General features: G+C 67.0%; 26 protein-coding genes and 3 tRNA genes. 14 read left to right on the top strand and 15 right to left on the bottom strand.

Features of this window, described 5'->3' with window-relative positions; genetic code table 11:
* The first annotated feature begins 15 nt into the window (after positions 1-15).
* Positions 16-858 carry a bifunctional transcriptional activator/DNA repair enzyme AdaA gene (locus tag AC5P9C_RS01345; RefSeq protein WP_053460932.1) on the top strand — a complete coding sequence of 281 codons (843 nt, stop codon included), beginning with the start codon at positions 16-18 and terminating at the stop codon, positions 856-858.
* Positions 859-903: 45 nt separating this feature from the next.
* On the opposite strand, the gene curA is transcribed toward AC5P9C_RS01345, so the two are convergent.
* A complete protein-coding gene (curA, locus tag AC5P9C_RS01340; RefSeq protein ID WP_049466733.1) occupies positions 904-1,929 on the bottom strand; it encodes an NADPH-dependent curcumin/dihydrocurcumin reductase in 1,026 nt (341 codons plus the stop codon).
* A 367-nt stretch (positions 1,930-2,296) separates the two neighbouring features.
* On the opposite strand from curA, the gene AC5P9C_RS01335 reads away from it, so the two are divergent.
* The 7 genes from AC5P9C_RS01335 (at position 2,297) to dxs (ending at position 8,698) form a co-directional block, all read left to right on the top strand.
* Positions 2,297-2,372 (top strand) — tRNA-Phe (locus tag AC5P9C_RS01335).
* Positions 2,373-2,440: 68 nt separating this feature from the next.
* A tRNA-Phe gene (locus AC5P9C_RS01330) sits at positions 2,441-2,516 on the top strand.
* A 122-nt stretch (positions 2,517-2,638) separates the two neighbouring features.
* A complete protein-coding gene (locus AC5P9C_RS01325) occupies positions 2,639-3,190 on the top strand; it encodes a lipocalin family protein (protein ID WP_064238918.1) in 552 nt (183 codons plus the stop codon).
* A gap of 164 nt (positions 3,191-3,354) precedes the next feature.
* Positions 3,355-3,831: an LEA/WHy family protein gene (locus tag AC5P9C_RS01320; protein ID WP_049466943.1), complete on the top strand. Its 477-nt coding sequence runs from the start codon at positions 3,355-3,357 to the stop codon at positions 3,829-3,831.
* A gap of 64 nt (positions 3,832-3,895) precedes the next feature.
* A complete protein-coding gene (locus AC5P9C_RS01315) occupies positions 3,896-5,686 on the top strand; it encodes an acyl-CoA dehydrogenase C-terminal domain-containing protein (RefSeq protein WP_049466945.1) in 1,791 nt (596 codons plus the stop codon).
* 333 nt (positions 5,687-6,019) lie between these two features.
* On the top strand, positions 6,020-6,685 hold the full coding sequence (locus AC5P9C_RS01310; RefSeq protein ID WP_032956174.1) for an HNH endonuclease: 666 nt from the start codon (positions 6,020-6,022) through the stop codon (positions 6,683-6,685).
* Between the two features lie 105 nt (positions 6,686-6,790).
* The gene (gene dxs, locus AC5P9C_RS01305) at positions 6,791-8,698 is read left to right on the top strand and encodes a 1-deoxy-D-xylulose-5-phosphate synthase (protein WP_049466971.1); all 1,908 of its coding nucleotides are present in this window, start codon (positions 6,791-6,793) and stop codon (positions 8,696-8,698) included.
* 133 nt (positions 8,699-8,831) lie between these two features.
* Here the strand turns inward: dxs and AC5P9C_RS01300 are convergent, their stop codons facing one another.
* From AC5P9C_RS01300 to AC5P9C_RS01290, 3 genes are all read right to left on the bottom strand, one after another.
* The gene (locus tag AC5P9C_RS01300; protein ID WP_005417823.1) at positions 8,832-9,035 is read right to left on the bottom strand and encodes a hypothetical protein; all 204 of its coding nucleotides are present in this window, start codon (positions 9,033-9,035) and stop codon (positions 8,832-8,834) included.
* Between the two features lie 185 nt (positions 9,036-9,220).
* On the bottom strand, positions 9,221-9,784 hold the full coding sequence (locus AC5P9C_RS01295; protein WP_343540351.1) for a DUF3011 domain-containing protein: 564 nt from the start codon (positions 9,782-9,784) through the stop codon (positions 9,221-9,223).
* 131 nt (positions 9,785-9,915) lie between these two features.
* Positions 9,916-10,122, bottom strand: a complete 207-nt coding sequence (locus AC5P9C_RS01290) for a hypothetical protein (RefSeq protein WP_049466948.1) — start codon at positions 10,120-10,122, stop codon at positions 9,916-9,918.
* Positions 10,123-10,524: 402 nt separating this feature from the next.
* On the opposite strand from AC5P9C_RS01290, the gene AC5P9C_RS01285 reads away from it, so the two are divergent.
* The 3 genes from AC5P9C_RS01285 to AC5P9C_RS01275 are packed head-to-tail and all read left to right on the top strand — an operon-like array spanning position 10,525 to position 11,421.
* Positions 10,525-10,809: a hypothetical protein gene (locus AC5P9C_RS01285; protein ID WP_343540349.1), complete on the top strand. Its 285-nt coding sequence runs from the start codon at positions 10,525-10,527 to the stop codon at positions 10,807-10,809.
* 12 nt (positions 10,810-10,821) lie between these two features.
* On the top strand, positions 10,822-11,055 hold the full coding sequence (locus tag AC5P9C_RS01280; protein WP_053460935.1) for a DUF1653 domain-containing protein: 234 nt from the start codon (positions 10,822-10,824) through the stop codon (positions 11,053-11,055).
* Between the two features lie 33 nt (positions 11,056-11,088).
* Complete coding sequence (locus AC5P9C_RS01275; protein ID WP_049466951.1) at positions 11,089-11,421, top strand: SMR family transporter; 333 nt, start codon at positions 11,089-11,091, stop codon at positions 11,419-11,421.
* 24 nt (positions 11,422-11,445) lie between these two features.
* Here AC5P9C_RS01275 and AC5P9C_RS01270 read toward each other — a convergent pair whose 3' ends face one another.
* Both AC5P9C_RS01270 and AC5P9C_RS01265 read right to left on the bottom strand, forming a co-directional pair.
* Entirely contained in the window at positions 11,446-11,619 is a 174-nt protein-coding gene (locus tag AC5P9C_RS01270) for a DUF1328 domain-containing protein (protein WP_049466953.1), read from the bottom strand.
* A gap of 94 nt (positions 11,620-11,713) precedes the next feature.
* Complete coding sequence (locus AC5P9C_RS01265) at positions 11,714-12,355, bottom strand: LysE family translocator (RefSeq protein WP_049466973.1); 642 nt, start codon at positions 12,353-12,355, stop codon at positions 11,714-11,716.
* A gap of 161 nt (positions 12,356-12,516) precedes the next feature.
* Between AC5P9C_RS01265 and AC5P9C_RS01260 the strand changes: the two genes are divergently transcribed.
* Positions 12,517-13,209 (top strand): aspartate/glutamate racemase family protein, encoded by a 693-nt coding sequence (locus AC5P9C_RS01260; RefSeq protein ID WP_053460936.1) that lies wholly within the window; start codon positions 12,517-12,519, stop codon positions 13,207-13,209.
* A gap of 9 nt (positions 13,210-13,218) precedes the next feature.
* Here the strand turns inward: AC5P9C_RS01260 and AC5P9C_RS01255 are convergent, their stop codons facing one another.
* Complete coding sequence (locus AC5P9C_RS01255; protein WP_053460937.1) at positions 13,219-13,614, bottom strand: hypothetical protein; 396 nt, start codon at positions 13,612-13,614, stop codon at positions 13,219-13,221.
* 240 nt (positions 13,615-13,854) lie between these two features.
* Here AC5P9C_RS01255 and AC5P9C_RS01250 point away from each other — a divergent pair, with 240 nt between their 5' ends.
* Together AC5P9C_RS01250 and AC5P9C_RS01245 are read left to right on the top strand one after the other, a co-directional pair.
* A complete protein-coding gene (locus AC5P9C_RS01250; protein WP_057493609.1) occupies positions 13,855-14,370 on the top strand; it encodes a DUF3011 domain-containing protein in 516 nt (171 codons plus the stop codon).
* Positions 14,371-14,456: 86 nt separating this feature from the next.
* Entirely contained in the window at positions 14,457-14,906 is a 450-nt protein-coding gene (locus tag AC5P9C_RS01245; RefSeq protein WP_343540347.1) for a GNAT family N-acetyltransferase, read from the top strand.
* Between the two features lie 68 nt (positions 14,907-14,974).
* Here AC5P9C_RS01245 and AC5P9C_RS01240 read toward each other — a convergent pair.
* The 8 genes from AC5P9C_RS01240 to infC form a co-directional block, all read right to left on the bottom strand.
* Positions 14,975-15,051: transfer RNA gene (locus tag AC5P9C_RS01240), tRNA-Pro, on the bottom strand.
* 68 nt (positions 15,052-15,119) lie between these two features.
* A complete protein-coding gene (locus tag AC5P9C_RS01235; RefSeq protein ID WP_005410431.1) occupies positions 15,120-15,476 on the bottom strand; it encodes a MerR family transcriptional regulator in 357 nt (118 codons plus the stop codon).
* Positions 15,457-15,756 (bottom strand): integration host factor subunit alpha, encoded by a 300-nt coding sequence (locus tag AC5P9C_RS01230; RefSeq protein ID WP_005410432.1) that lies wholly within the window; start codon positions 15,754-15,756, stop codon positions 15,457-15,459. The genes AC5P9C_RS01235 and AC5P9C_RS01230 overlap by 20 nt, the downstream gene beginning before the upstream one ends.
* A gap of 27 nt (positions 15,757-15,783) precedes the next feature.
* Positions 15,784-18,180 (bottom strand): phenylalanine--tRNA ligase subunit beta, encoded by a 2,397-nt coding sequence (gene pheT / locus AC5P9C_RS01225; RefSeq protein WP_343540346.1) that lies wholly within the window; start codon positions 18,178-18,180, stop codon positions 15,784-15,786.
* Between the two features lie 102 nt (positions 18,181-18,282).
* Positions 18,283-19,278 (bottom strand): phenylalanine--tRNA ligase subunit alpha, encoded by a 996-nt coding sequence (locus AC5P9C_RS01220; protein WP_049466965.1) that lies wholly within the window; start codon positions 19,276-19,278, stop codon positions 18,283-18,285.
* 193 nt (positions 19,279-19,471) lie between these two features.
* Positions 19,472-19,831 (bottom strand): 50S ribosomal protein L20, encoded by a 360-nt coding sequence (gene rplT, locus AC5P9C_RS01215; RefSeq protein WP_005410435.1) that lies wholly within the window; start codon positions 19,829-19,831, stop codon positions 19,472-19,474.
* An 11-nt stretch (positions 19,832-19,842) separates the two neighbouring features.
* Positions 19,843-20,040: a 50S ribosomal protein L35 gene (gene rpmI, locus AC5P9C_RS01210; RefSeq protein WP_005410436.1), complete on the bottom strand. Its 198-nt coding sequence runs from the start codon at positions 20,038-20,040 to the stop codon at positions 19,843-19,845.
* Positions 20,041-20,305: 265 nt separating this feature from the next.
* Positions 20,306-20,848: a translation initiation factor IF-3 gene (gene infC, locus AC5P9C_RS01205; RefSeq protein ID WP_005410437.1), complete on the bottom strand. Its 543-nt coding sequence runs from the start codon at positions 20,846-20,848 to the stop codon at positions 20,306-20,308.
* Positions 20,849-20,884: the final 36 nt, after the last annotated feature.

Raw genomic sequence — 20,884 nt, 5'->3', positions numbered from 1 at the left:
TGCCAGAATCCGCCCATGGACAGCACCACCGCCACCGCCCTCGATGCCCGTGTCGAACGGGTCTGCCGCCACCTGCAGGCCAGCCTCGACGAGCCCTCGCTGCAGGAACTGGCCGACATCGCCGGCTGCAGCCCGACCCGGCTGCATCGCCTGTTCAAGCAGGCCACCGGGCTGACCCCGAAGCAGTACGCCGCCGCGCTGCGCGCCGATCGCCTGCGCAGCGGGCTTGAGCAGCATGAACGCATCACCGATGCCTTCCACGATGCCGGCTTCGGTTCCAGCGGGCGCTTCTACGAGAACGCGCCGCGGCTGCTGGGCATGACACCGAAGCAATGGCGTGCCGGTGGTCGCGGCGAAGTCATCCACTTCGCGCTTGCCGAGAGTTCGCTGGGCAGCGTGCTGGTGGCCAGCAGTGCCACCGGCGTAGTCGCGATCCTGCTCGGCGACGATCCGGAGACGCTGCTGCAGTCGCTGCAGCAACGCTTCCGCCAGGCCGAACTGGTCGGCGCCGACCGGGGCTATGAGCAGCTGGTGGCACAGGTGGTAGGCCTGGTCGAGGATCCCTCGCGAGGCGCCACACTGCCGCTGGATATCCGCGGCACCGCCTTCCAGCAACGGGTATGGCAGGCGCTGCAGCAGATTCCGCGAGGACAGACCGCCTCGTATGCCGATATCGCCGCGCGCATCGGCGCGCCCCGCTCGAGCCGCGCCGTGGCCCGCGCATGCGCGAGCAATCCATTGGCGGTGGCGGTGCCCTGCCACCGCGTGGTCCGGCGCGACGGCGACCTGTCCGGCTACGCCTGGGGCGTGGCACGCAAGCGCGAACTGCTGCGGCGGGAAAACGCGGCACACGGCTGACACGACCCGGCCGCCCTCCCCTTGCTCGGCACAGCCGCAAGGCCCTCAGTCCAGCTTCACCACCAGCTTCCCGAAGTTGCGCCCCTGCAGCAGCCCGAAGAACGCCTCCGGCGCATTCTCCAGTCCGTCCACCACGTCCTCGCGGTACTGGATGCGGCCTTCGCGCAGCCACTGCAGCATCTCGCGTTCGAACTCCGGCCACAGATGGTTGAAGTCGTGCACGATGAAGCCGCGCACGGTCAGGCGCTGGCGCAGGATCTGGCTGAACAGCGCCGGCAGGCGGTCGGGGCCGGGCTGCGCGACGCCGCGCTCGTTGTAGGTGGCGATGGTGCCGCACACGGGAATGCGGGCGAAGTTGTTGAGCAGCGGCAGCACCGCATCCAGCACATGGCCGCCGACATTCTCGAAGTACACATCGATGCCCGCTGGCACCGCGTCACGCAGCTGCTGGGCGAAATCAGCGGCGCGATGATCCAGCGCTACATCCACGCCCAGCGTCTGCAGGTAGCTGCGCTTGGCCTCGCCACCCGCGATCGCCACCACCCGCGCGCCCTGCAGCTTGGCCAGCTGGGCCACCGTGGCGCCCACCGGCCCGGTCGCGGCGGCCACCACCAGCGTCTCGCCCGGCTGCAGGCGGGCGATTTCATGCAGGCTGGAATACGCGGTGAAGCCCGGCATGCCGTACACGCCCAGCGCGGTGCTCAGCGGCAGGCCGGCCGGATCCAGCCGGCGCCCCAGTGCCGTGGCCGGCAACACTGCATGGGTCTGCCAGCCACCGGGCGCCAGCACCCGCTCGCCCACTGCCACGCCCTCGGCACGGGACTGCAGCACCTCGGACACCGTCTGCCCCTCCATCACCGCGCCCACCGCCACCGGCGCGGCATACGAGGGGCCCTCGTCCATGCGTCCGCGCATGTACGGGTCGAGCGACAGGTAGCGGTTGCGCAGCAGCACTTCACCCTCGGCCAGTGGCGGCAACGCGGCCTGCTCCAGGCGGAAGTTGGCCGCACGCGGTGCGCCCTGCGGACGCGAGGCCAGCACGATACGGGAGGTGGTCGATGAGTCGGACATGGCGAACGTCTCTGCTGTGGGCAGCATCGGGAAAGGAAAGCCGACACTACGCCGCAGCGTCGCTCCATGGCGGCCACGAAAACAGCGTTCCATCGACCGGCGTGGCCATCGCCGCGTGCAGGCCTTGCCCGTGCAGCTTTGCCGATCAGCATGGCCCGCTGATTTCCGCCGCAGGTGACGATCACCACGCCCCGGCGCCGGGTGAATCGTCCTGCAGTACCCTGCCCTCCGTGCCGCGACGGAGGATCAAGCACTTGCACCTGCGCAGACGGCAATGTGAAGGTTTTTTGCCAAAATGCTTGCCGTAGGCGGCCGACCTCCGTAATATGCGCGTCCTTGGCAGCGACCTCGCTGCAACGAAACACGTGGCCGAGTAGCTCAGTTGGTAGAGCAGGGGATTGAAAATCCCCGTGTCGGCGGTTCGATTCCGTCCTCGGCCACCATGTTTGAGGACCTGCAGAAATGCAGGTCTTTTTTTCCGGAAATCGCAATGGCGGTTGCCGCACAATTTGGCCGAGTAGCTCAGTTGGTAGAGCAGGGGATTGAAAATCCCCGTGTCGGCGGTTCGATTCCGTCTTCGGCCACCATCTTTCGAGACCTGCAGAAATGCGGGTCTTTTTTTGCCCGTGGCGTGCGCCCGGTTGACGGAACATTTACACCGGCCTACGCCGCGACACCTACGCTCAGGGCTCCTGCCTGGAGTCCATCGATGCTGACGCGCCCTGCCCTGCTCGCATTCCTGCTGCTGGCCGCCTGCCCGGCCCTCGCCGCCGAACCGGTGCGCGCGGTCGACCATCTGGACATCGACCGCTATGCCGGCCAGTGGCACGAGATTGCCCACCTGCCGGTCTCGTTCCAGAAGCAGTGCGTCGGTGACATCACCGCCAATTACGGGCTGCGCAGCGACGGCCGCATCAGCGTCACCAATGCGTGCCGCAAGGGCGACGGCGAACGGGTGGTCGCCGAAGGGGTGGCTCGGCCGGTGGCCGGTCATCCCGGGCAACTACAGGTCCGCTTCGTCCCGGACTGGCTGAGCTGGGTGCCGCTGGTCTGGGCGGACTACTGGGTGCTCGCGCTGGACCCGGACTATCAGTGGGCACTGGTCGGCGAACCCGGCCGCAAGTACCTGTGGATCCTCTCGCGCCTGCCGGAAATGGAGCGCGGCCGGTTTGAACAGCTCAAAGCCACGGCCGAATCGATGGGGTACGACCTCGCGCCGCTGCGCCTGATGGCCCCGCTGCGCGATTCCGCGGCTGACTGAACCGCCCTGCATCGGGCGCATCGCACGCGGCCGATCCGGCATTTCGCACGCCCGGCCGCCATCTTCACGCGCTACCCTCTGCGACGGGTCGCCTTGGGCGATCCACAAAACCATACGCCGTAGTATGCTTACCCCAACGCACCCCCTGCAGAGGACTTGCGCCCATGCTCCACCGTGTCCGTACCGTCTTGATCGTCCTGTTCACCCTCGCCCTTGCTGCCTGCAGCAACGGCATCGTCAAGCGTGTCTCGGAACCGGCGGCCAGCCTGCAGCAGTTGACCGTGCGCGCCGACGGCAGCTGGACCGTGGCCCTGCGCCTGCAGAACTACAGTTCGATGCCGATGACCTTCGATGACGTCGCACTGGCACTGACCGTGGGCGACAGCGCAGCTGGCACCCTGCAGGTCAAGCCCGGCATTTCCATCGGCGGCACCTCCGCCGACGTCATCAATGTCGACCTCGTGCCCAGTTCGGCCGCGCGCCTGGTGGTGGCCGACGCGCTGGCCGGCAACCGCACCCTGGCCTATGGCCTGAAGGGAACGGTGGCAGCCACCCCGCAGGAAAAGAAGCAGCGCAGCTTCGACATCAGCAGCCGCAGCACCCTCAACCAGGCCCCGGGCCTGCCGGGCGTGCTGCGCTGACGTTCGCCTTCCGTTGCGGCGCCCCGGCGCCGCGCCCCCGCCCTGATCCAATCGAGACGTACCGATGAGCAGCTACACCGCCCCGCTTTCCGACCTTCGTTTCGCCCTGCACGACGTGCTCAAGGTCGAACCCCTGTTCGCCCGGCTGGGCTTCACCGACGCCACCGCCGACGTGGTCGATGCCGTGCTGGAAGAAGCCGGCCGCTTCAGCGCCACCGTGCTGGCCCCGCTCAACAGCGTGGGCGACGAGATTGGCTGCGTGCTCGACCAGGCCACCGGTGAAGTGACCACCCCGCCCGGCTTCAAGCAGGCCTACGACCAGTTCGTCGATGGCGGCTGGACCGGCCTGACTGCTTCGCCGGAGCTGGGTGGCCAGGGCCTGCCGCACACCCTGGGCGTGCCGCTGAACGAAATGATCAATGCTGCCAATCTGGCGTGGGGCAACTTCCCGCTGCTGTCGCACGGCGCCATCGAAGCGCTCAAGCAGCACGGCGAAGCCTGGCAGCACGACGCGTTCCTCAAGCCGCTGATCGAGGGCCGCTGGACCGGCACCATGTGCCTGACCGAGCCGCACTGCGGCACCGACCTGGGCCTGCTCAAGACCAAGGCCGAGCCGAACGCCGATGGCAGCTATGCGATCACCGGCACCAAGATCTTCATCACCGCCGGCGAGCACGACCTGACCGACAACATCGTGCACCTGGTGCTGGCCAAGCTGCCTGACGCCCCTCCGGGCGCCAAGGGCATCTCGCTGTTCGTCACCCCCAAGTTCAAGGTCGACCGCGAAGGCAACGTCGGCGAGCGCAACGCACTGCGCTGCGGTTCGATCGAACACAAGATGGGCATCAAGGGGTCGGTCACCTGCGTAATGAACTTCGATGGGGCACAGGGCTACCTGGTCGGCCAGCCGCACAAGGGCCTGCAGGCAATGTTCACCATGATGAACACCGCGCGCCTGGGCGTCGGCCTCCAGGGCATCGGCCTGTCCGAGCGCGCCTACCAGAACGCGCTGAAGTACAGCCGTGAGCGCCTGCAGTCGCGCGCCCTGAGCGGGGCGAAGTTCCCGGACAAGGCAGCCGACCCGATCCTGGTCCACCCGGACGTGCGCCGCATGCTGCTGACCGTGAAGTCGCTGGTCGAAGGCAGCCGCCTGCTGGCCCTGCACGCGGCCACCCTGATCGACGTCGCCCACCACGCCGAGGATGCCGCCGAGCGCGAGCGCGCCGACACCCTGGTGAGCTTCCTGACCCCGATCTCCAAGGCCTGCCAGACCGAATGGGGCATCGAGAACACCTACAACGCCCTGCAGTGCTTCGGTGGCCATGGCTACATCCGCGAACACGGCATGGAACAGCTGGCCCGCGATGCCCGCATCACCACGCTGTATGAAGGCACCACCGGCATCCAGGCGCTGGACCTGATCGGCCGCAAGACCGCGTCCAGCCAGGGCGCCGGCCTGAAGCTGATGCTGGCCGAGATCGAAGCGTTCGCCAAGGAACACGAGGGCAACGAAGCGCTGGCCGAGTTCATCGGCCCGCTGCGCGCCAAGGCCGCCGAATGGGGCGCGCTGACCCGCGACGTGCTGCAGCGCGCGGCCGCCAACCCGGACGAACTGGGCGCCGCCAGCTACGACTACCTGTTCTATTCGGGCTACGTGGTGCTGGCCTACTGGTGGGCCCGCAGCGTGGCCGCCGCCGATGCCAGCGCACACGGCGCCGCGTTCGCCCAGGGCAAGCGCGAAACCGCCCGCTTCTACTTCGCCCGCGTGCTGCCGCGCACGCTCAGCCACGCCGCAGCGATCCAGGCTGGCGCCGCCCCGCTGATGGCGATGGACGACGAGCGCTTCGGCGCCTGAGCCGGGCTTCGCCAGGCACCGGTAGTGCCGGCCGCTGGCCGGCAACCGCAACAGCCGGCTTCCTGCGGGATGGCGAGGTGGGTCCAATTGCGGGGGACGGCGCACGCCACCGGACCCACCCCGCCTTCGACAGATTTCCGCTGCTGTAGATCCACGCCACGCGTGGATGAGAACCCCTGAAATCCTTCTGGAGAAGAGCCCCCTTTTGTTAAAGGGGGCGCGCCGACAGGCGCGGGGATAAGGAGGAATGCGTGGACCTGAATGTTGACGATTTGCGTGTCGCCGACAGGCGATACACAAATCGTCAACATTCAGGTATAAGCTGTTCTCCCGATGGAGACAGACACTACACGCTTGGGTCTGATCGAAGCCGGAGCTCCGTTTTCTGCTCCGGGCGCCGAAGCATCGCCCAACGCCACGACGCTGCATCGCCCCGGCTCGGTCCGGCTGCTCTCGCTGGATGCCCACGGACGCGTACTGGACTGGATCACCTGGCAGGATGCGGCCTGCCTCTACGCCCGCGAAGCGGTGGCCTGGACGCTCGGCGATCCCTGCCTGCACATCCACGGCGGCACCAACCGCTTCAGCGGCCTGCAGAGCGGCATGGACCTGCACCCGATCATCGCCGCCCGCGGCCACGCCCGCTCGCGCGCGATCGACCCGACGCCGAACCTGACCAACCAGGCCCTGTTCGCCCGCGACGCCCATCTGTGCATGTACTGCGGCCAGCAGTTCAGCCGCCCCACGCTCACCCGCGACCATGTCATGCCGCTGTCCAAGGGCGGCCTGGACTGCTGGGAAAACGTGGTCACCGCCTGCTTCCACTGCAACTCGCGCAAGAGCGACCGCACCCCGCAGCAGGCCGGCATGCCCCTGCTGGCGGTGCCCTACCGGCCCAGCTGGATCGAGCACCTGATCCTGTCCAACCGCAACATCCTGGCCGACCAGATGGCCTTCCTGAAGGCACAATTGCCCAAGCGGTCGAAACTGAGCACCTGAACGCCTGAAAATGCAACCCTCACCGTCCTGTCACGGGCGGCGGCGTTTGCTTGCCCCACCCCCGTTTGAGGGCGAAAATGGGCATTCAGAAAAAGTGCGAACATGATGATCGACTCTGCCCGCTATCCCCGCCTCGCGCGCATCCAGACACCGGATGACCTGCGCACGTTCGACGAATCCGAATTGAGGGCGGTCGCCGACGAACTGCGCGCCTACCTCATCGAATCGGTGGGCAAGAGCGGCGGCCACTTCGCCGCCGGCCTGGGCGTGATCGAACTGACCGTGGCCCTGCACTACCTGTACCAGACCCCGGTCGATCAACTGGTCTGGGACGTCGGTCACCAGACGTACCCGCACAAGATCCTGACCGGTCGTCGCGACGAGATCCACACCGTCAAGCAGAAGGACGGCATCGCGCCGTTCCCGAAGCGCGAGGAAAGCGAGTACGACACGTTCGGTGTCGGCCACTCCTCGACCTCGATCTCGGCCGCACTGGGCATGGCCATCGCACGCCAGTCCGAAGGCGACGACCGCAAGATCGTGGCGGTGATCGGTGACGGTGCGATGACCGCAGGCATGGCGTTCGAAGCACTGATGCATGCCGGCGGCATGGAGCCGGAACCGAACCTGCTGGTGATCCTCAACGACAACAACATGTCGATCTCCGAGGCGGTCGGTGGCCTGACCAAGATGCTGGGCCGCGCCACCGGCAGCCGCACCCTCAACGCACTGCGCGAAGGCGGCAAGAAGATCCTCGGTGACAAGAAGAACAACCCGGCGCGCTTCGTGAAGCGCTGGGAAGAACACTGGAAGGGCATGTTCGTCCCCTCCACGATGTTCGAGGAAATGGGCTTCCACTACACCGGCCCGATCGACGGCCATGACATGCCGGCCCTGCTGTCCACGCTGAAAACGCTGCGTGCCTCCAAGGGCCCGAAGCTGCTGCATGTGATGACCACCAAGGGCAAGGGCTACGAGCCGGCCGAAGGCGATCAGATCGGCTACCACGCCGTCGGCCCGTTCGACCCGGACAAGGGCCTGGTGGCCAAGGCCGGTGCCAAGAAGCCGACCTACACCGATGTATTCAGCGACTGGCTGTGCGATGCCGCCGCCGCCGAGCCGCGCCTGTACGGCATCACCCCGGCGATGCGCGAGGGCTCCGGCCTGGTGCGTTTCAGCAAGGAGTACCCGCAGCGCTATTTCGACGTGGCGATCGCCGAGCAGCATGCGGTCACCCTGGCCGCCGGCATGGCCACCCAGGGGGGCAAGCCGGTGGTGGCGATCTACTCGACGTTCCTGCAGCGCGCGTACGACCAGCTGGTGCACGACGTGGCGATCCAGGACCTGGACGTACTGTTCGCGATCGACCGCGCCGGCGTGGTCGGCCCGGACGGTGCAACCCATGCCGGCAACCTCGACCTGAGCTTCCTGCGCTGCGTGCCGAACCTGGTGGTGATGGCACCGTCCAACGAAGCCGAGTGCCGGCAGATGCTCAGTACCGGCCTGCAGCATCCCGGCCCGGCCGCCGTGCGCTATCCGCGTGGCACCGGCACCGGCGTCGCCGCTGGCAACGACCTGTCCACCCTGCCGATCGGCAAGGGTGAGCTGCGCCTGCAGGGCAGCCGCATCGCCCTGCTCGCCTTCGGCAGCACCGTGGCCGCCGCTGAGCAGGTCGGCCGCGAACTGGGCCTGAGCGTGGTCAACATGCGCTTCATCAAGCCATTGGATCGGGAACTGGTGCTGTCCATCGCTGCCCAGCACGAGGGCCTGGTCACGATCGAGGACAACGTGGTGGCCGGCGGCGCCGGCTCCGGCGTAGGCGAACTGCTGAATGCCGAAGGCGTGCTGCGCCCGATCCTGCACCTGGGCCTGCCCGACAGTTACCAGCACCACGCCAGTCGCGAAGACCTGCTGGCCGAGGCCGGCATCGACGCGGCAGGCATTCGCGCCGCCGTGCTCAAGCGTTGGCCACAGCTGGCCGTTGGCACGCCGCCGCTCAGCGCGGCAGGCTGAGGCCGATCAGGAACCCACGCATGACGGTGAAGGTGCGGCCGAGGGCCTGCACCGTCTACGGTGGAAGCAGGTAGTTCCACGCCACGCGTGGAAGGCGGTACTCCGCAAGCCTGCCTCGGCAGGCACCGCACGCTCAGCCGTAGCTGACCGCTTCGACGAATGCGCCGCTGGCTTCCACGCGCACGGCCGCACGCTGCCCGGTGTCGACGAAGTGCAGGCGGGCCAGGGTCTCGGCGAAGTCATAGGCACGGGCGCCATCGCGGAACTCGATCGGCTCCGGCCTATCCGGATGCAGCACGCGCCACTGGCGCTGTTCGCATTGCAGGCGGATCAACATGCAGCTCACTCCTTGAGGCAGCGTATCGATGGCGGCGATGCCCCTGCCGGTAACGGCGCGAGGCACGCAGGGGATCAGGGCATATGGGATGCCCTGATCGCGGACAATACGGCGTTCAAAATGTGAGCTGTATCAGATTATTCTGATTTTTACGGGCTGAATCCGTAAAGCTCAATTCACCTGGATCAGTTCACCTGGAACTGTGCCCGGCAACCGTCACTGACCCAGATGCCGCGGCGGTCCCAGCCCCAGGTCTGGCCTTCGATGCAGGCGCTGCGCGAATCCTGGCGGATCAGGCGCACACCGCGGCGGATACGCGCATCGCAATATTCCTGGCGATGGCCGTTGGAATGGCAGGTGACCACGTCACCGCCGCCCCATCCGTTGCCATTGCCATTGCCCCAGCCGCCGCCATTGCCGCCCCAGCCGCCACCGCGGCGGTACTCACCCACGAATTCGGCCCGGCAGCCCTGCGTGACCCACACGCCATTGCGCGACTGGCCCCAGGTCTCGCCTTCCACGCACGGTGAGCCGGACAACTGCCGGATCAACCGCGCGCGACCGTCCAGGCGGCACTCGTTGCTGCGGTTCTTGACCGACTCGCAGCGCACGATGCCACTGCCGTCGCGGCCGCCGTAGCGGTCGTCGTCATAGCCGTAGCCGTAGCTCTGCGCCTGGGCGCTGCCGGCCGCCGCCAACATCGGCAACAGGGTGCAGGCCAGGGTGCGCCAGGTGAGTGCCTTGCCCATCGAAATCTCCAGATGAATACGATGGCGCAAGCATCGGGGATTCCCGGCCCGGCGCACAGTAGGGCCGGCGCCGGCAGTTTTTCCCCATTCAAACAACTCAACCGTGGCTGACTGCGCCACGGCCGCTGCTGTCATTCTCCGACGTGAAGCGCGTCCACCGTGTTGCCGAGCGCCTCGACCCGCACCGTGCTGCGCTGGCCGGTTCGGCGGTGATGTTCCAGGGCAAGCGCGGCGGCGGCGTCAAAGGCGTCGGCACCCCGGGCATAGGCGGTGGCATCGCGCAGCTGGGGATGCAGCACGGACCATCGCTGGGCCGAGCATTGGACGGTGATGACCATGGGGAAGCTCCTGTGGCTGGAAGGGGGCGTGGCAGGCCGATGGGGGGCCCGCCGGTACACCATCAGGCTAGCGATCGCCTCGGAGTCGGCCTATCAGATTTGTACGAAAATGCCGCGCCCTCGGGTCGTCCCTTCACACCCTCACATCCCTGAGCCCGTTTAGCCGGTTCATTCCGTGATCCTTGTCACGGAGTCAGCCTGGCTTCACACTACCGTCATCAACAGGGGCCCCTTCCACATGCGCACCTTCTTCTCGCACCAGCGTTCGACGTTGCTGAAGTTCTATTTCGTGGCCAGCTATCTCGTCCTGATCGAAGAGCTGATCCGCGCCGCCGTGCATTGAGCGCTTGCTGGCCCGGCAGCCGGCAAGCACACTGCGGTTTTAGGCACGGAGCCCGCCGGATGAAAGCGCTGTTTCTGATCCCCGCCCTGCTGGTCCTGGCCGCATGCGCCAGCCCGGACAAGGCACCCCCGCGTGCCGACGACGGTGCGGCATCGACCTCGATGCCGACCGTAGGCGGTGATCGCGACGCCCACGGCTGCATTGGTTCCGCGGGCTACCAGTGGTGCGAGCACACCCAGCGCTGCGAGCGCCCATGGGAGCTGGCACAGGCGCAAGGCCTGGCCAACACGGCCGAGGCGATCGACGCCTATTGCGCCAAGCCGGCGACGCCGGCACGCAAGTGAGCACGATCGGTCATGGCTGAATTGAGTCCCCTGCCCGACCTCGCCCGCGGCCGCTACCGCCACTTCAAGGGCGGCGAATACGAGGTGATCGACATCGTGCGCAGCAGCGAGACGCTGCAGCCCATGGTGCTGTATCGCGCCCTGTACGGCGACGGTGGCCTGTGGGTGCGCCCCTACCCGATGTTCATCGAGCAGGTGGCCGGCGAACACGGTACGCAACCGCGCTTTGCCCGCATCGACGACTGATCCGGTGCGAGCCGCGGTGACCTGGAGTGTCCGATGAATCCCTATGTCTATCTTGCCGCTGCCATCGTGCTGGAAGTGATGGCCACGTCGCTGCTGAAAGCCTCCGACGGCATGAGCCGGCTGTGGCCAACCGTCGGCGCGCTGGCCGGCTATGGGCTGTGCTTCTACCTGCTGTCGGTCACCATGAAGTCGGTGCCGACCGGCATTGCCTACGCGATCTGGTCCGGCGTCGGCATCGTGCTGATCTCGCTGATTGGACTTGTGGTGTTCAAGCAGCGCCTGGATGCACCGGCGCTGGCCGGCATCGCGCTGATCTGCGCCGGCGTGCTGGTGATCAACCTGTTCTCGCGCAGCAGCGCGCACTGAGTGCACGCTGCCGCGCAACACGCACTAGCTGACCTTCCTGGCCACGCTCATGCCGATCAGGAACAGCACCACGGCGATGATGATGCCGGCCCAGAACAGGAACTTGGCGATGCCGACAGCGGCACCGGCAATGCCGCCGAAGCCGAGCACGCCGGCGATGATGCCGATGACGGCGAAGATGATGGCCCACTTGATCATGTCAGTCCTTTCCCCACAGGGAATGCAAACGGTGTGATCAGGCTAGGCCGCAGCCGATGCGGCAGTCGTGAACAGGCCGCGTGCGCGGCGTGAATCAACGCGGGCGGAAACGCAGCAATGCCACCGCAAAAGCCAGGAACACACTCCCCACCAGCCGCTCGAACCAGCGCCGCGCGAACGGCGTTGCGAGCCAGCGACGCAGGCCGTGCCCGCCGGCCGCGTACATCACGTACCAGAACAGTTCGCAGGCCGCGAAGGTCGCCACCAGCACGCTGTACTGCACGGCCTGGCCACGTGACGGGTCGACGAACTGCGGAAGGAACGCCGCGGCGAACAACAGCAGCTTGGGGTTGCTCAGGCCAACCCACAGGCCGCCACGGAACACCGTCCCCGCGCCATGCACCGGCGCCAGCGTGACCTCGGCATCGTCGGCCCCTGCGGGCGCCGGCCGGCCGCTGTCACGCCACGCCTTGATGCCAAGCCAGGCCAGGTAGGCCACGCCGAGATAGCGCAGCACCTCGAACAGCCTCGGTGAGGAGTGCAGCACCGCGCTCAGGCCTGCAGCGGAGGCGGCCAGCACCAGCAGCATCGCCAGCAGGCAGCCGGCCATGGCCGGCACGCTGCCTCGGAAGCCCAGCCCGACGCTGCGTCCCAGGATGTGCAGCATGTTCGGCCCGGGCGTCCCGCACAGCACGAAGACCGTGACCAGGAACCACCACCAGGTATGCAGGGCCATGCCGGTTTCCACTTCAGAAGACGGCGCCAGCATACGGCGCTCGCCCGCGATGCGGCACATACAGCATTCGGCGGATGCGGCGGTTACAGATACCGGCGCCCCTGCACGGCAACGCCACCGCCATCTGTGCTGCAATGGCCCCTTCCGGCATGGAGCAGTGCATGAAGACCCTCGGCCTGATCGGCGGCATGAGCTGGGAAAGCTCGGCACAGTACTACCGGCTCATCAACGAGGCGGTGCGTCATCGCCTCGGTGGCGCGCATTCGGCGCAACTGCTGCTGTGGTCGGTGGATTTCGCCGGCATCAAGCAGCTGCAGCACGACGGCCGCTGGGACGTGCTGGGCGACCACATGCTGGACGCCGCACGGCGGCTGCAGGCCGGTGGCGCCGAGCTGCTGGTGATCTGCACCAACACCATGCACACACTGGCGGCGCGGATCGAAGCGCAGTGCCCGTTGCCACTGCTGCACATCGCCGACCCCACTGCCGCTGCGATCCGCCAGGCAGGCCTCCGCAGGGTAGGCCTGCTGGGTACCGCGTTCACCATGGAGCAGGCCTTCTACCGCGACCGCCTGCAGGACCGCTTCGGCCTGCAGGTGCTGGTTCCGGAAGCCGATGACCGCCGCATCGTGCACGACATCATCTACCAGGAACTGATCGCCGGGGTGGTGAGCGCACACTCGCGGCAGGTCTACGCAGGCGTGATCGCGCGCCTGGTCGCACGCGGTGCCGAAGCGATCATCCTCGGCTGTACCGAAATCATGTTGCTGGTCCGCGCCGAGGACAGCCCGGTGCCGCTGTTCGACACCACCACCCTGCACGCCCGGGCAGCGGTGGATGCGGCACTGGCCTGAGCCGCGCGCTCAGCCTTCGCCCTGCACTTCCAGCGCGGTGATGAGCCAGTCGACCACCGCCTGTGAATCACACAGGAAGAAAATGGCATCGCCCGACCGCGCTTCGGTCAGCAGCCGATAGACCGTGATCGCCACCGCCGACTGGTTGGCGATGAACACCTCCGGGCTGCGCGGCCCTTCGCTGTGCCCCGCGACGGCATGCAGTGCCTTGCGCGCGGCCACGGTTGCGGCCGGGTCTGCGCTGCGGGCCAGTTCCGGCCCGCGCAGGCCCCACGCAATGAACACGTGCTTGCCCTTGAACGTGGTGTCCAGGACACGCACCTGCCCGGCCTCTGCGCCAGCCGAGCGATGAATGACGGTACTGCTGATCAACGCAACCCCCTGTGGTCGTCGTGGTCCGCGCATCCTCCTCCACACGCCGGCCGCACGCCAGTGACGGCAGCCACAGGCTGTGCCGACACACGTGGGAAACATGTAAGAAGGTGTAAGCCGATGCGATCGGATGTGCAGCGATGATAAGGGATGTAAGGCCCTGAATGGGTTCGTGCGCACTACTAAATCCCTACTGAGCCGACGTCGGAACGATCCGTTCCGGAGGCCTCGGGCTGGTCCATCCTTGCGGCCCGTTCCCCCGCCGAGGTTCCCATGACCCATCGCCTGCTGCTGCCGATCACCACCGTCACGATGGCCCTGCTGCTGGCCGCCACCACAGTGGCCGCCCAGGATGACGACAGCGATCACATCCCGCCGCTGCGCTGCGAGTCGCAGTTCAACAAGACCGAACAGTGCCCGATCGAGGGCCGCATGCGCCTGGCCAGGCAGCTGTCGGTCACCCGCTGCGTGGAGGACCAGAACTGGGGACAGAGCCGTCGCATGCTCTGGGTCACCGCTGGCTGCCGTGCCGAGTTCGTCGCCGATGGGCAGGGACGCGGGCGCTGGCCGGAGCGCGGCCGGGGACGTGACCGGGATGACGATGGCGAGCGCCTGGTCTGCGAGTCCTACGAGCAGAAGGACAGGGAATGCCGCATCCGAGTGCGCCGCGAGGTGCGCCTGGTCAAGCAGAAGTCGGTGACGCCGTGCGTCGAGGATCGCAACTGGGGCTGGGACCGCCGCGGCGTGTGGGTCAGCGACGGCTGCCGTGCCGAGTTCCGTGTGTATTGACGGCCGACCACACGCTGGCAGTGGCGGATACGCAGATACGGCCGAGGTGATCGATAGACTGGGCGCACCCAGCCCAGGAGCCTTCGATGGCACCACCCGATCCTTCCTTGACGACGCTGCATATCCGCGAAGCAATGCCCGCCGACGTTCCCGCGTTGATCGCGCTCGACAGCGTTGCGGCCCACGATCCGCGGCGCGCACGGCAGATCAGCGACTGGCAGGCCAGCGGTGGCGTGCACGTGGCCGGACGGGCCGGCCAGCTGGCCGGTTACCTGGTCATCCACCATCACTTCTTCAGCGAAGCCTTCGTCGAGATGCTGATGGTGGCGCGCGAACAACGCAACCAGGGCGTCGGCGCCGCCCTGCTGCGCCATGCCATCGCGCTGCAGGGGCAAGGCAAGCTGTTTACTTCGACGAATGCTTCCAATACCGGCATGCAACGCCTGCTCGCCGCCTCGGGTTTCATCGACAGCGGCATCGTGCATGGACTGGACGAGGGCGATCCGGAACTGATCTATCGATTCGCTGAGGACTGATCATCGCCATCGGCAGCACGCACAAAAAAGCCCACGCATCGCTGCGCGGGCTTCTTGATTCATCACAGTGGTCGGGACGGCCGGATTCGAACCGACGACCCTCTGCCCCCCAGGCAGATGCGCTACCAGGCTGCGCTACGCCCCGACTGATGCTGCGATGTGCCCGCCAGTGCGGCGGGCCGTGAAGTATAGCGGATTACGAGGAAAATAGGATCAGCGGCGCAGCAACTGCAGCACTTCTTCCAGCTCCATGCGCACCTGCTTGATGATCTGGTTGCTCAGCGCCGATTCCTCGCGGGCATCGGGGCCGTCCAGGCGCAGGCGGGCACCACCGATGGTGTAGCCCTGTTCGTACAGCAGGCTGCGGATCTGCCGCACCATCAGCACGTCATGGCGCTGGTAGTAGCGGCGGTTGCCTCGGCGCTTGGCCGGCTCAAGGCTGGGAAACTCGGTCTCCCAGTAGCGCAGGACGTGCGGCTTGACGTCGCACAGCTCGCTGACCTCACCAATGGTGAAGTAGCGCTTGGCCGGGATCGGCGGTAGTTCGCGGTTACTGCCCGGATCCAGCATAAGCTTCCACCCTCTCCTTGAGCTTCTGGCCCGGACGGAAGGTGACCACCGTACGGGCGGAAATCGGAATTTCCTCACCGGTCTTGGGGTTGCGACCCGGGCGCTGGTTCTTGCGCCGCAGATCGAAATTACCGAAGCCCGACAGCTTCACCTGACGTCCCTGTTCCAATGCTTCACGCAGCACATCGAAAAACGCGTCGACGAATTCCTTGGCTTCCCGCTTGTTCAGACCGACTTCGTCGAACAGCTTTTCCGCCATCTCCGCCTTGGTCAATGCCATTGCCTGCTACCCCCGAGTGCTGCCCGCTCAGCCGCGGATCCGGGCGTGGTGTTCACGCTCGATGGCAGTGACCGCCTCGGCCACCACCGCATCCACGTCGCGGTCCGTCAGAGTGCGCGACTTGTCCTGCAAAATCAAGCCCATAGCGAGACTCTTGAATCCCGGCTCGACGCCCTGGCCGACGTAACGGTCGAACAGGTTGAGGTCGCGCAGCAGCGGGCCGGCGGCCTGGCGGACGGTGGCCGCCAGGTCCGTCCACGCCACCTGTTCAGGCACCAGGAACGCCAGGTCGCGGCGCACCGCCGGGAAGCGCGACAGCTCGCCGGCACGCGGCAGGCGACGCGCAGCCAGCGGCTCCAGGTCGAGCTCGAAGGCATAGACATCGGCCTCGATGTCCATCGCCTTGGCCAGACGCGGGTGGATCTGGCCGATCCAGCCGATCGCCATGCCCTCGCGGAACACCTCGGCCGAACGCGCCGGATGGCCGTAGGCACGGTCCGACGGACGGAACTCCAGCTGCGCGCCACTGGCGGCCGCCAGCGATTCCAGGTCGCCCTTCAGGTCATGGAAATCGACCTTGCGGGTCGGCAGGCCCCACTGCACCGCCTGCGCCTCGCCGCAGACCGCAGCGGCCACGCGCAGGGTTTCCAGCGGTGCCGGCCGGCTTTCGCCAGTCGACGCCCCGCCGGCTTGCTGGGCGAACACCCGGCCGATCTCGAACAGGCGCACGCGACCGAGCTGCCGCGCTGCATTGCGGCCCAGCGTGGCGACCAGGCCCGGCAGCAGCGACGGGCGCATCACCGCCAGTTCGGCCGACAGCGGGTTGGCCAACGGCACCAAGCCGTCGCGCAGCTGCCACTGGGCCAGCAAGGCGTCGTCGACGAAGGCGAAATTGACGGTTTCCTGCTGGTCACGGGCGATCAGCTGGCGACGCACGCTCAGCGCGTCCAGCTGGGTTTCACTGGGCATCGCCACGCGCGAGGCACCGCCCGGCAGCGTGGTCGGGATCTGCTCGTAACCGTGGATGCGGGCCAGTTCCTCGATCAGGTCCTCTTCGATGGCGATATCGAAGCGACGGCTCGGCGCGGTGACCTGCCAGCCGTCGGCGCTGGCGACCACGTCCATGCCCAGCGCGCGCAGGATGCGTTCGACTTCGGCATCCTCGATGGTGATGCCGAGCACGCGGGTGATCCGCGCGCGGCGCAGCAGGATCGTCGCCGGCTGCGGCAGATCGCCCTCGCGCACCGCCTCGGTGACCGGTGCCGGGGTGCCCCCGGCCAGGTCCAGCACCAGGCGGGTGGCGTACTCGATCGCGGTGCGCGGCAGTGCCGGATCGACGCCACGCTCGAAACGGTGACCCGCGTCGGTGTGCAGGCCGAGCTTGCGTCCACGGCCCATGATCGCGGCCGGGGCGAAGTGCGCGGCTTCCAGGAACACGGCCGTGGTGGCGTCTGTGACGCGCGTGTCGAAGCCGCCCATCAGGCCGGCCAGGCCAACCGCACGATCGGCGTCGGTGACCACCAGGAAGCTGTCGTCCAGCGCGGCATCGCGGCCATCGAGCAGCTTCAGGCTCTCGCCCGCGCGCGAACGGCGCACGGCGATGCTGCCCTGCAGGGTGCCCAGGTCGTAGGCATGCATCGGCTGGCCGAGTTCGAGCATCACGTACTGGGTGATGTCGACCAGCAGCGAGACCGGGCGCACGCCGCTGCGGCGCAGGCGTTCGGCCATCCACAACGGGGTCCTGGCCGCGGCGTTGACGCCTTCGATGACGCGCCCCAGGTAACGCGGCGCCTCGGCGCCCGCGTCGAGCTGGATGCTCAGCTCGCGGCTGCCGACCGCCGGAATGGCATCGGCGGCGAAGTCCAGCACTTCACTGCGGGTAGCGGCGGCGACATCGTAGGCAATGCCGCGCAGGCTGAAGCAGTCGGCGCGGTTCGGGGTCAGCTTGATCTCGATGCTGGCGTCCGGCAGGCCGAGGTAGGCGACCAGGGCCTGGCCGACCGGGGCGTCATCGGGCAGCTCCAGCAGGCCGGAGGCATCGTTGTCCAGGCCCAGTTCCTTGGCCGAGCACAGCATGCCGTTGGACTCGACGCCGCGCAGCTTGGCCGGCTTGATCTTCAACTCGCCGATCTGCGCACCGACCATCGCCAGTGGCGCGACCAGGCCCGGGCGGGCGTTCGGCGCACCACAGACGATCTGCAGCAGCTCGCCCTGCCCGGCATCGACCCTGCACACCTGCAGGCGGTCGGCTTCCGGATGGCGCACGGCCTCGACGATGCGTGCCACGACCACGTGATCGAGGCCTTCGCCCAGCGCGGTCACGTCTTCCACTTCCAGGCCGATGGCGGTCAGCACCGCACTCAGCTCATCACGCGAAGCGCGGGTCGGGACGTGGCTGCGCAGCCAGTTTTCGGAGAATTTCATGGTGTCATCCTGGTGGGCCCGGCGCATGCGCCTGGGCCTGCGAATTTGGGAGCAGTCGTTTCAGGAGCAGCCGGGCATGGCCCGGCTCTACAGGGTTGCGGCTTACGCGAACTGTTTCAGGAACCGCACATCGTTCTCGAAGAACGCGCGCAGGTCGTTGACGCCGTAGCGCAGCATTGCAAAGCGCTCCACGCCCATGCCGAAGGCGAAGCCGGTATAGCGCTCCGGATCGATGCCAACGTTGCGCAGCACGTTCGGATGGACCATGCCGCAGCCCAGCACTTCCAGCCAGCGGGTGCTGCCATCGGGCTGCTGCCAGGCGATGTCCACTTCCGCGCCCGGTTCAACGAACGGGAAATAGCTGGGGCGGAAGCGCATCTCGAAATCGCGCTCGAAGAAGGCACGCACGAACTCGGCCAGCGTGCCCTTCAGGTCGGCGAAGGTCGAATGCTCGTCCACCAGCAGGCCTTCGACCTGGTGGAACATCGGCGAGTGGGTCTGGTCGCTGTCGCTGCGGTACACCTTGCCGGCGGCGATCATGCGCAGCGGCGGCGCGTGGTCACCCATGTAGCGCACCTGCACGCCGGAGGTATGCGTGCGCAGCAGGCGGCCGTCGCCGAAGTAGAAAGTGTCGTGCATGGCGCGCGCCGGATGGTGCGGCGGGAAGTTCAGCGCCTCGAAGTTGTGCCAGTCGTCCTCGATCTCCGGCCCTTCCGAAAGCTCGTAGCCCAGCCGGCCGAAGATGCCGGTGATGCGCTCCAGGGTGCGGGTGATCGGGTGCAGGCCGGCGCGCTCGCCGTTGCGGCCCGGCAGGGTGATGTCGATGGCTTCGGCCGCCAGGCGCGCATCCAGGGCCGCGTCTTCCAGCAGCGCCTTGCGCTCGCCCAGCGCGCGGGTCAGCGCGTCGCGGGCCTGGTTGATCGCTTCACCGGCGGCCTTGCGCTCGTCGGCCGGCAGGGCGCCGAGCTGCTTGAGCTGCGAGGTGATGCTGCCGCTCTTGCCAAGCAGGGCCACGCGCAGCTGTTCCAGCGCATCGGGGCTCTGTGCGGCGGCCACATCGGCCAGCGCCTGGGTGGTGAGGGATTGGATGTCGCTCATGGGGGGCCGGAACTCCAGTCGATCTGCCATCGCGATGCGCGAAGGGCCGACCCCTGTCGCCACCGCCGTCCCCGCGCTGCCGCTGTGGCCGCGCCGGGACCCAAAAAAGAATGGGGAAGGACTTGCGCCCTTCCCCATGCATTGCCTTGACCTGACACCGTTCCGAGTGAACGGTTACGGCATCGGGAAGGACTTATGCCGCCAGCGCGCCCTTGGCCTTTTCGGCCAGCGCGGCAAAACCGGCTGCGTCGTGCACGGCGATGTCAGCCAGGACCTTGCGATCCAGGGTGATGCCGGCCTTCAGCAGGCCGTTCATGAAGCGGCTGTAGCTCAGGCCGTTGATGCGGGCAGCCGCATTGATGCGGGTGATCCACAGCGAACGGAAGTTGCGCTTCTTCTGCTTACGGCCGATGTAGGCGTACTGCTGTGCCTTGATGACCGCCTGCTTGGCAACGCGGAAGACCTTGCGACGGGCGTTGTAATAGCCCTTGGCGAGATCCAGAATCTTCTTGTGGCGGCGACGCGCCTGTACGCCACGCTTAACTCGTGCCATTTTTCAGTTCCTCAGAGGTAAGGGAGCATGCGGTCCAGACGGCCTGCGTCTTCTGCACGGACATGGCCCGTCTGACGCAGATTACGCTTACGCTTGGTCGCTTTCTTCGTGAGGATGTGGCTACGGTTGGCGTGGCCGCACTTGTACTTGCCCGAGGCGGTCTTGCGGAAACGCTTGGCCGCTGCCCGGTTGGTCTTGATCTTGGGCATTGCAATGTCCTTGATGGGATTTGACCCTGGTTTCTGACTGATCTGGCGGCGGCCTGGGCCGCTCTTTCCGTCCTGCCATGATCGGCGTACGACCCGTCCTGGGTGGGTCGAGCCGGGCATGATACAGGCAAAACCGCCTTGCTGCCAGCCCCTGCCCCGCTTTCACCGGCAACCCGCAGCCTGCCGGAAAAGCAAAGGGACGCCAGCGGCGTCCCCTTACCCTGAACCATTCAGCCAGGCGCCCCGGAAGGCGGCCCGTCAGGCCTCAGGTCTTCTTCTTCGGCGCGATCATCATGACCATCTGACGCCCTTCCAGGCGCGGACGGGATTCAATGACGATGTCCTCGCCCAGATCGGTCTCGATCCGGTTGGCCATTTCACGGCCCAGTTCCTGGTGGCTCATTTCGCGGCCACGGAAGCGGATGTTGACCTTGATCTTGTCACCATCCTCGAGGAACCCACGCATCTTGCGCAGCTTGATCTGGTAGTCGCCCTCGTCCGTGACCGGACGGAACTTCACTTCCTTGATCTCGACCTGCTTGGTCTTCTTCTTGGCCTCGCTGGCCTTCTTCTGCGCTTCGAACTTGAACTTGCCGAAGTCCATGATCTTGCAGACCGGCGGGTCGGCCTGCGGCTGGATCTCGACCAGGTCCAGGCCTTCATCTTCGGCCATGGACAGCGCTTCGTCGCGCGACAACACGCCGATCATTTCTCCGTCACTGCCGATCACGCGGACGCGCGGCACACGGATTTCCTGATTCTTGCGGTTCTGTTTGTTGTCAGGGGTGCTGATATTACGTTCTCCCAAGGGTATCGAACCGGCCCGGGTGCCTGTGCCCCCGGA

This window comes from Stenotrophomonas sp. YJH_SMC_10 (assembly GCF_059371555.1).
Note: the sequence above shows the minus strand (reverse complement) of the source record. Positions and strands in the feature narration are given on the sequence as shown.

Bases quoted from the DNA above. Each gene is read 5' to 3' on its own strand.
- AC5P9C_RS01260 (WP_053460936.1), top strand. From the start codon at position 12,517: ATGAAGACCCTCGGCCTGATCGGCGGCATGAGCTGGGAAAGCTCGGCA.
- AC5P9C_RS01220 (WP_049466965.1), bottom strand. From the start codon at position 19,278: ATGAGCGACATCCAATCCCTCACCACCCAGGCGCTGGCCGATGTGGCC.
- AC5P9C_RS01275 (WP_049466951.1), top strand. From the start codon at position 11,089: ATGAATCCCTATGTCTATCTTGCCGCTGCCATCGTGCTGGAAGTGATG.
- AC5P9C_RS01255 (WP_053460937.1), bottom strand. From the start codon at position 13,614: ATGCGCGGACCACGACGACCACAGGGGGTTGCGTTGATCAGCAGTACC.
- AC5P9C_RS01285 (WP_343540349.1), top strand. From the start codon at position 10,525: ATGAAAGCGCTGTTTCTGATCCCCGCCCTGCTGGTCCTGGCCGCATGC.
- AC5P9C_RS01315 (WP_049466945.1), top strand. From the start codon at position 3,896: ATGAGCAGCTACACCGCCCCGCTTTCCGACCTTCGTTTCGCCCTGCAC.
- AC5P9C_RS01230 (WP_005410432.1), bottom strand. From the start codon at position 15,756: ATGGCATTGACCAAGGCGGAGATGGCGGAAAAGCTGTTCGACGAAGTC.
- AC5P9C_RS01290 (WP_049466948.1), bottom strand. From the start codon at position 10,122: ATGGTCATCACCGTCCAATGCTCGGCCCAGCGATGGTCCGTGCTGCAT.
- AC5P9C_RS01280 (WP_053460935.1), top strand. From the start codon at position 10,822: ATGGCTGAATTGAGTCCCCTGCCCGACCTCGCCCGCGGCCGCTACCGC.
- AC5P9C_RS01325 (WP_064238918.1), top strand. From the start codon at position 2,639: ATGCTGACGCGCCCTGCCCTGCTCGCATTCCTGCTGCTGGCCGCCTGC.
- AC5P9C_RS01345 (WP_053460932.1), top strand. From the start codon at position 16: ATGGACAGCACCACCGCCACCGCCCTCGATGCCCGTGTCGAACGGGTC.
- AC5P9C_RS01265 (WP_049466973.1), bottom strand. From the start codon at position 12,355: ATGGCCCTGCATACCTGGTGGTGGTTCCTGGTCACGGTCTTCGTGCTG.
- rpmI (WP_005410436.1), bottom strand. From the start codon at position 20,040: ATGCCCAAGATCAAGACCAACCGGGCAGCGGCCAAGCGTTTCCGCAAG.
- AC5P9C_RS01310 (WP_032956174.1), top strand. From the start codon at position 6,020: ATGGAGACAGACACTACACGCTTGGGTCTGATCGAAGCCGGAGCTCCG.
- pheT (WP_343540346.1), bottom strand. From the start codon at position 18,180: ATGAAATTCTCCGAAAACTGGCTGCGCAGCCACGTCCCGACCCGCGCT.
- rplT (WP_005410435.1), bottom strand. From the start codon at position 19,831: ATGGCACGAGTTAAGCGTGGCGTACAGGCGCGTCGCCGCCACAAGAAG.
- AC5P9C_RS01235 (WP_005410431.1), bottom strand. From the start codon at position 15,476: ATGCTGGATCCGGGCAGTAACCGCGAACTACCGCCGATCCCGGCCAAG.
- AC5P9C_RS01295 (WP_343540351.1), bottom strand. From the start codon at position 9,784: ATGGGCAAGGCACTCACCTGGCGCACCCTGGCCTGCACCCTGTTGCCG.
- AC5P9C_RS01245 (WP_343540347.1), top strand. From the start codon at position 14,457: ATGGCACCACCCGATCCTTCCTTGACGACGCTGCATATCCGCGAAGCA.
- curA (WP_049466733.1), bottom strand. From the start codon at position 1,929: ATGTCCGACTCATCGACCACCTCCCGTATCGTGCTGGCCTCGCGTCCG.
- AC5P9C_RS01270 (WP_049466953.1), bottom strand. From the start codon at position 11,619: ATGATCAAGTGGGCCATCATCTTCGCCGTCATCGGCATCATCGCCGGC.
- dxs (WP_049466971.1), top strand. From the start codon at position 6,791: ATGATCGACTCTGCCCGCTATCCCCGCCTCGCGCGCATCCAGACACCG.
- AC5P9C_RS01300 (WP_005417823.1), bottom strand. From the start codon at position 9,035: ATGTTGATCCGCCTGCAATGCGAACAGCGCCAGTGGCGCGTGCTGCAT.
- AC5P9C_RS01250 (WP_057493609.1), top strand. From the start codon at position 13,855: ATGACCCATCGCCTGCTGCTGCCGATCACCACCGTCACGATGGCCCTG.
- AC5P9C_RS01320 (WP_049466943.1), top strand. From the start codon at position 3,355: ATGCTCCACCGTGTCCGTACCGTCTTGATCGTCCTGTTCACCCTCGCC.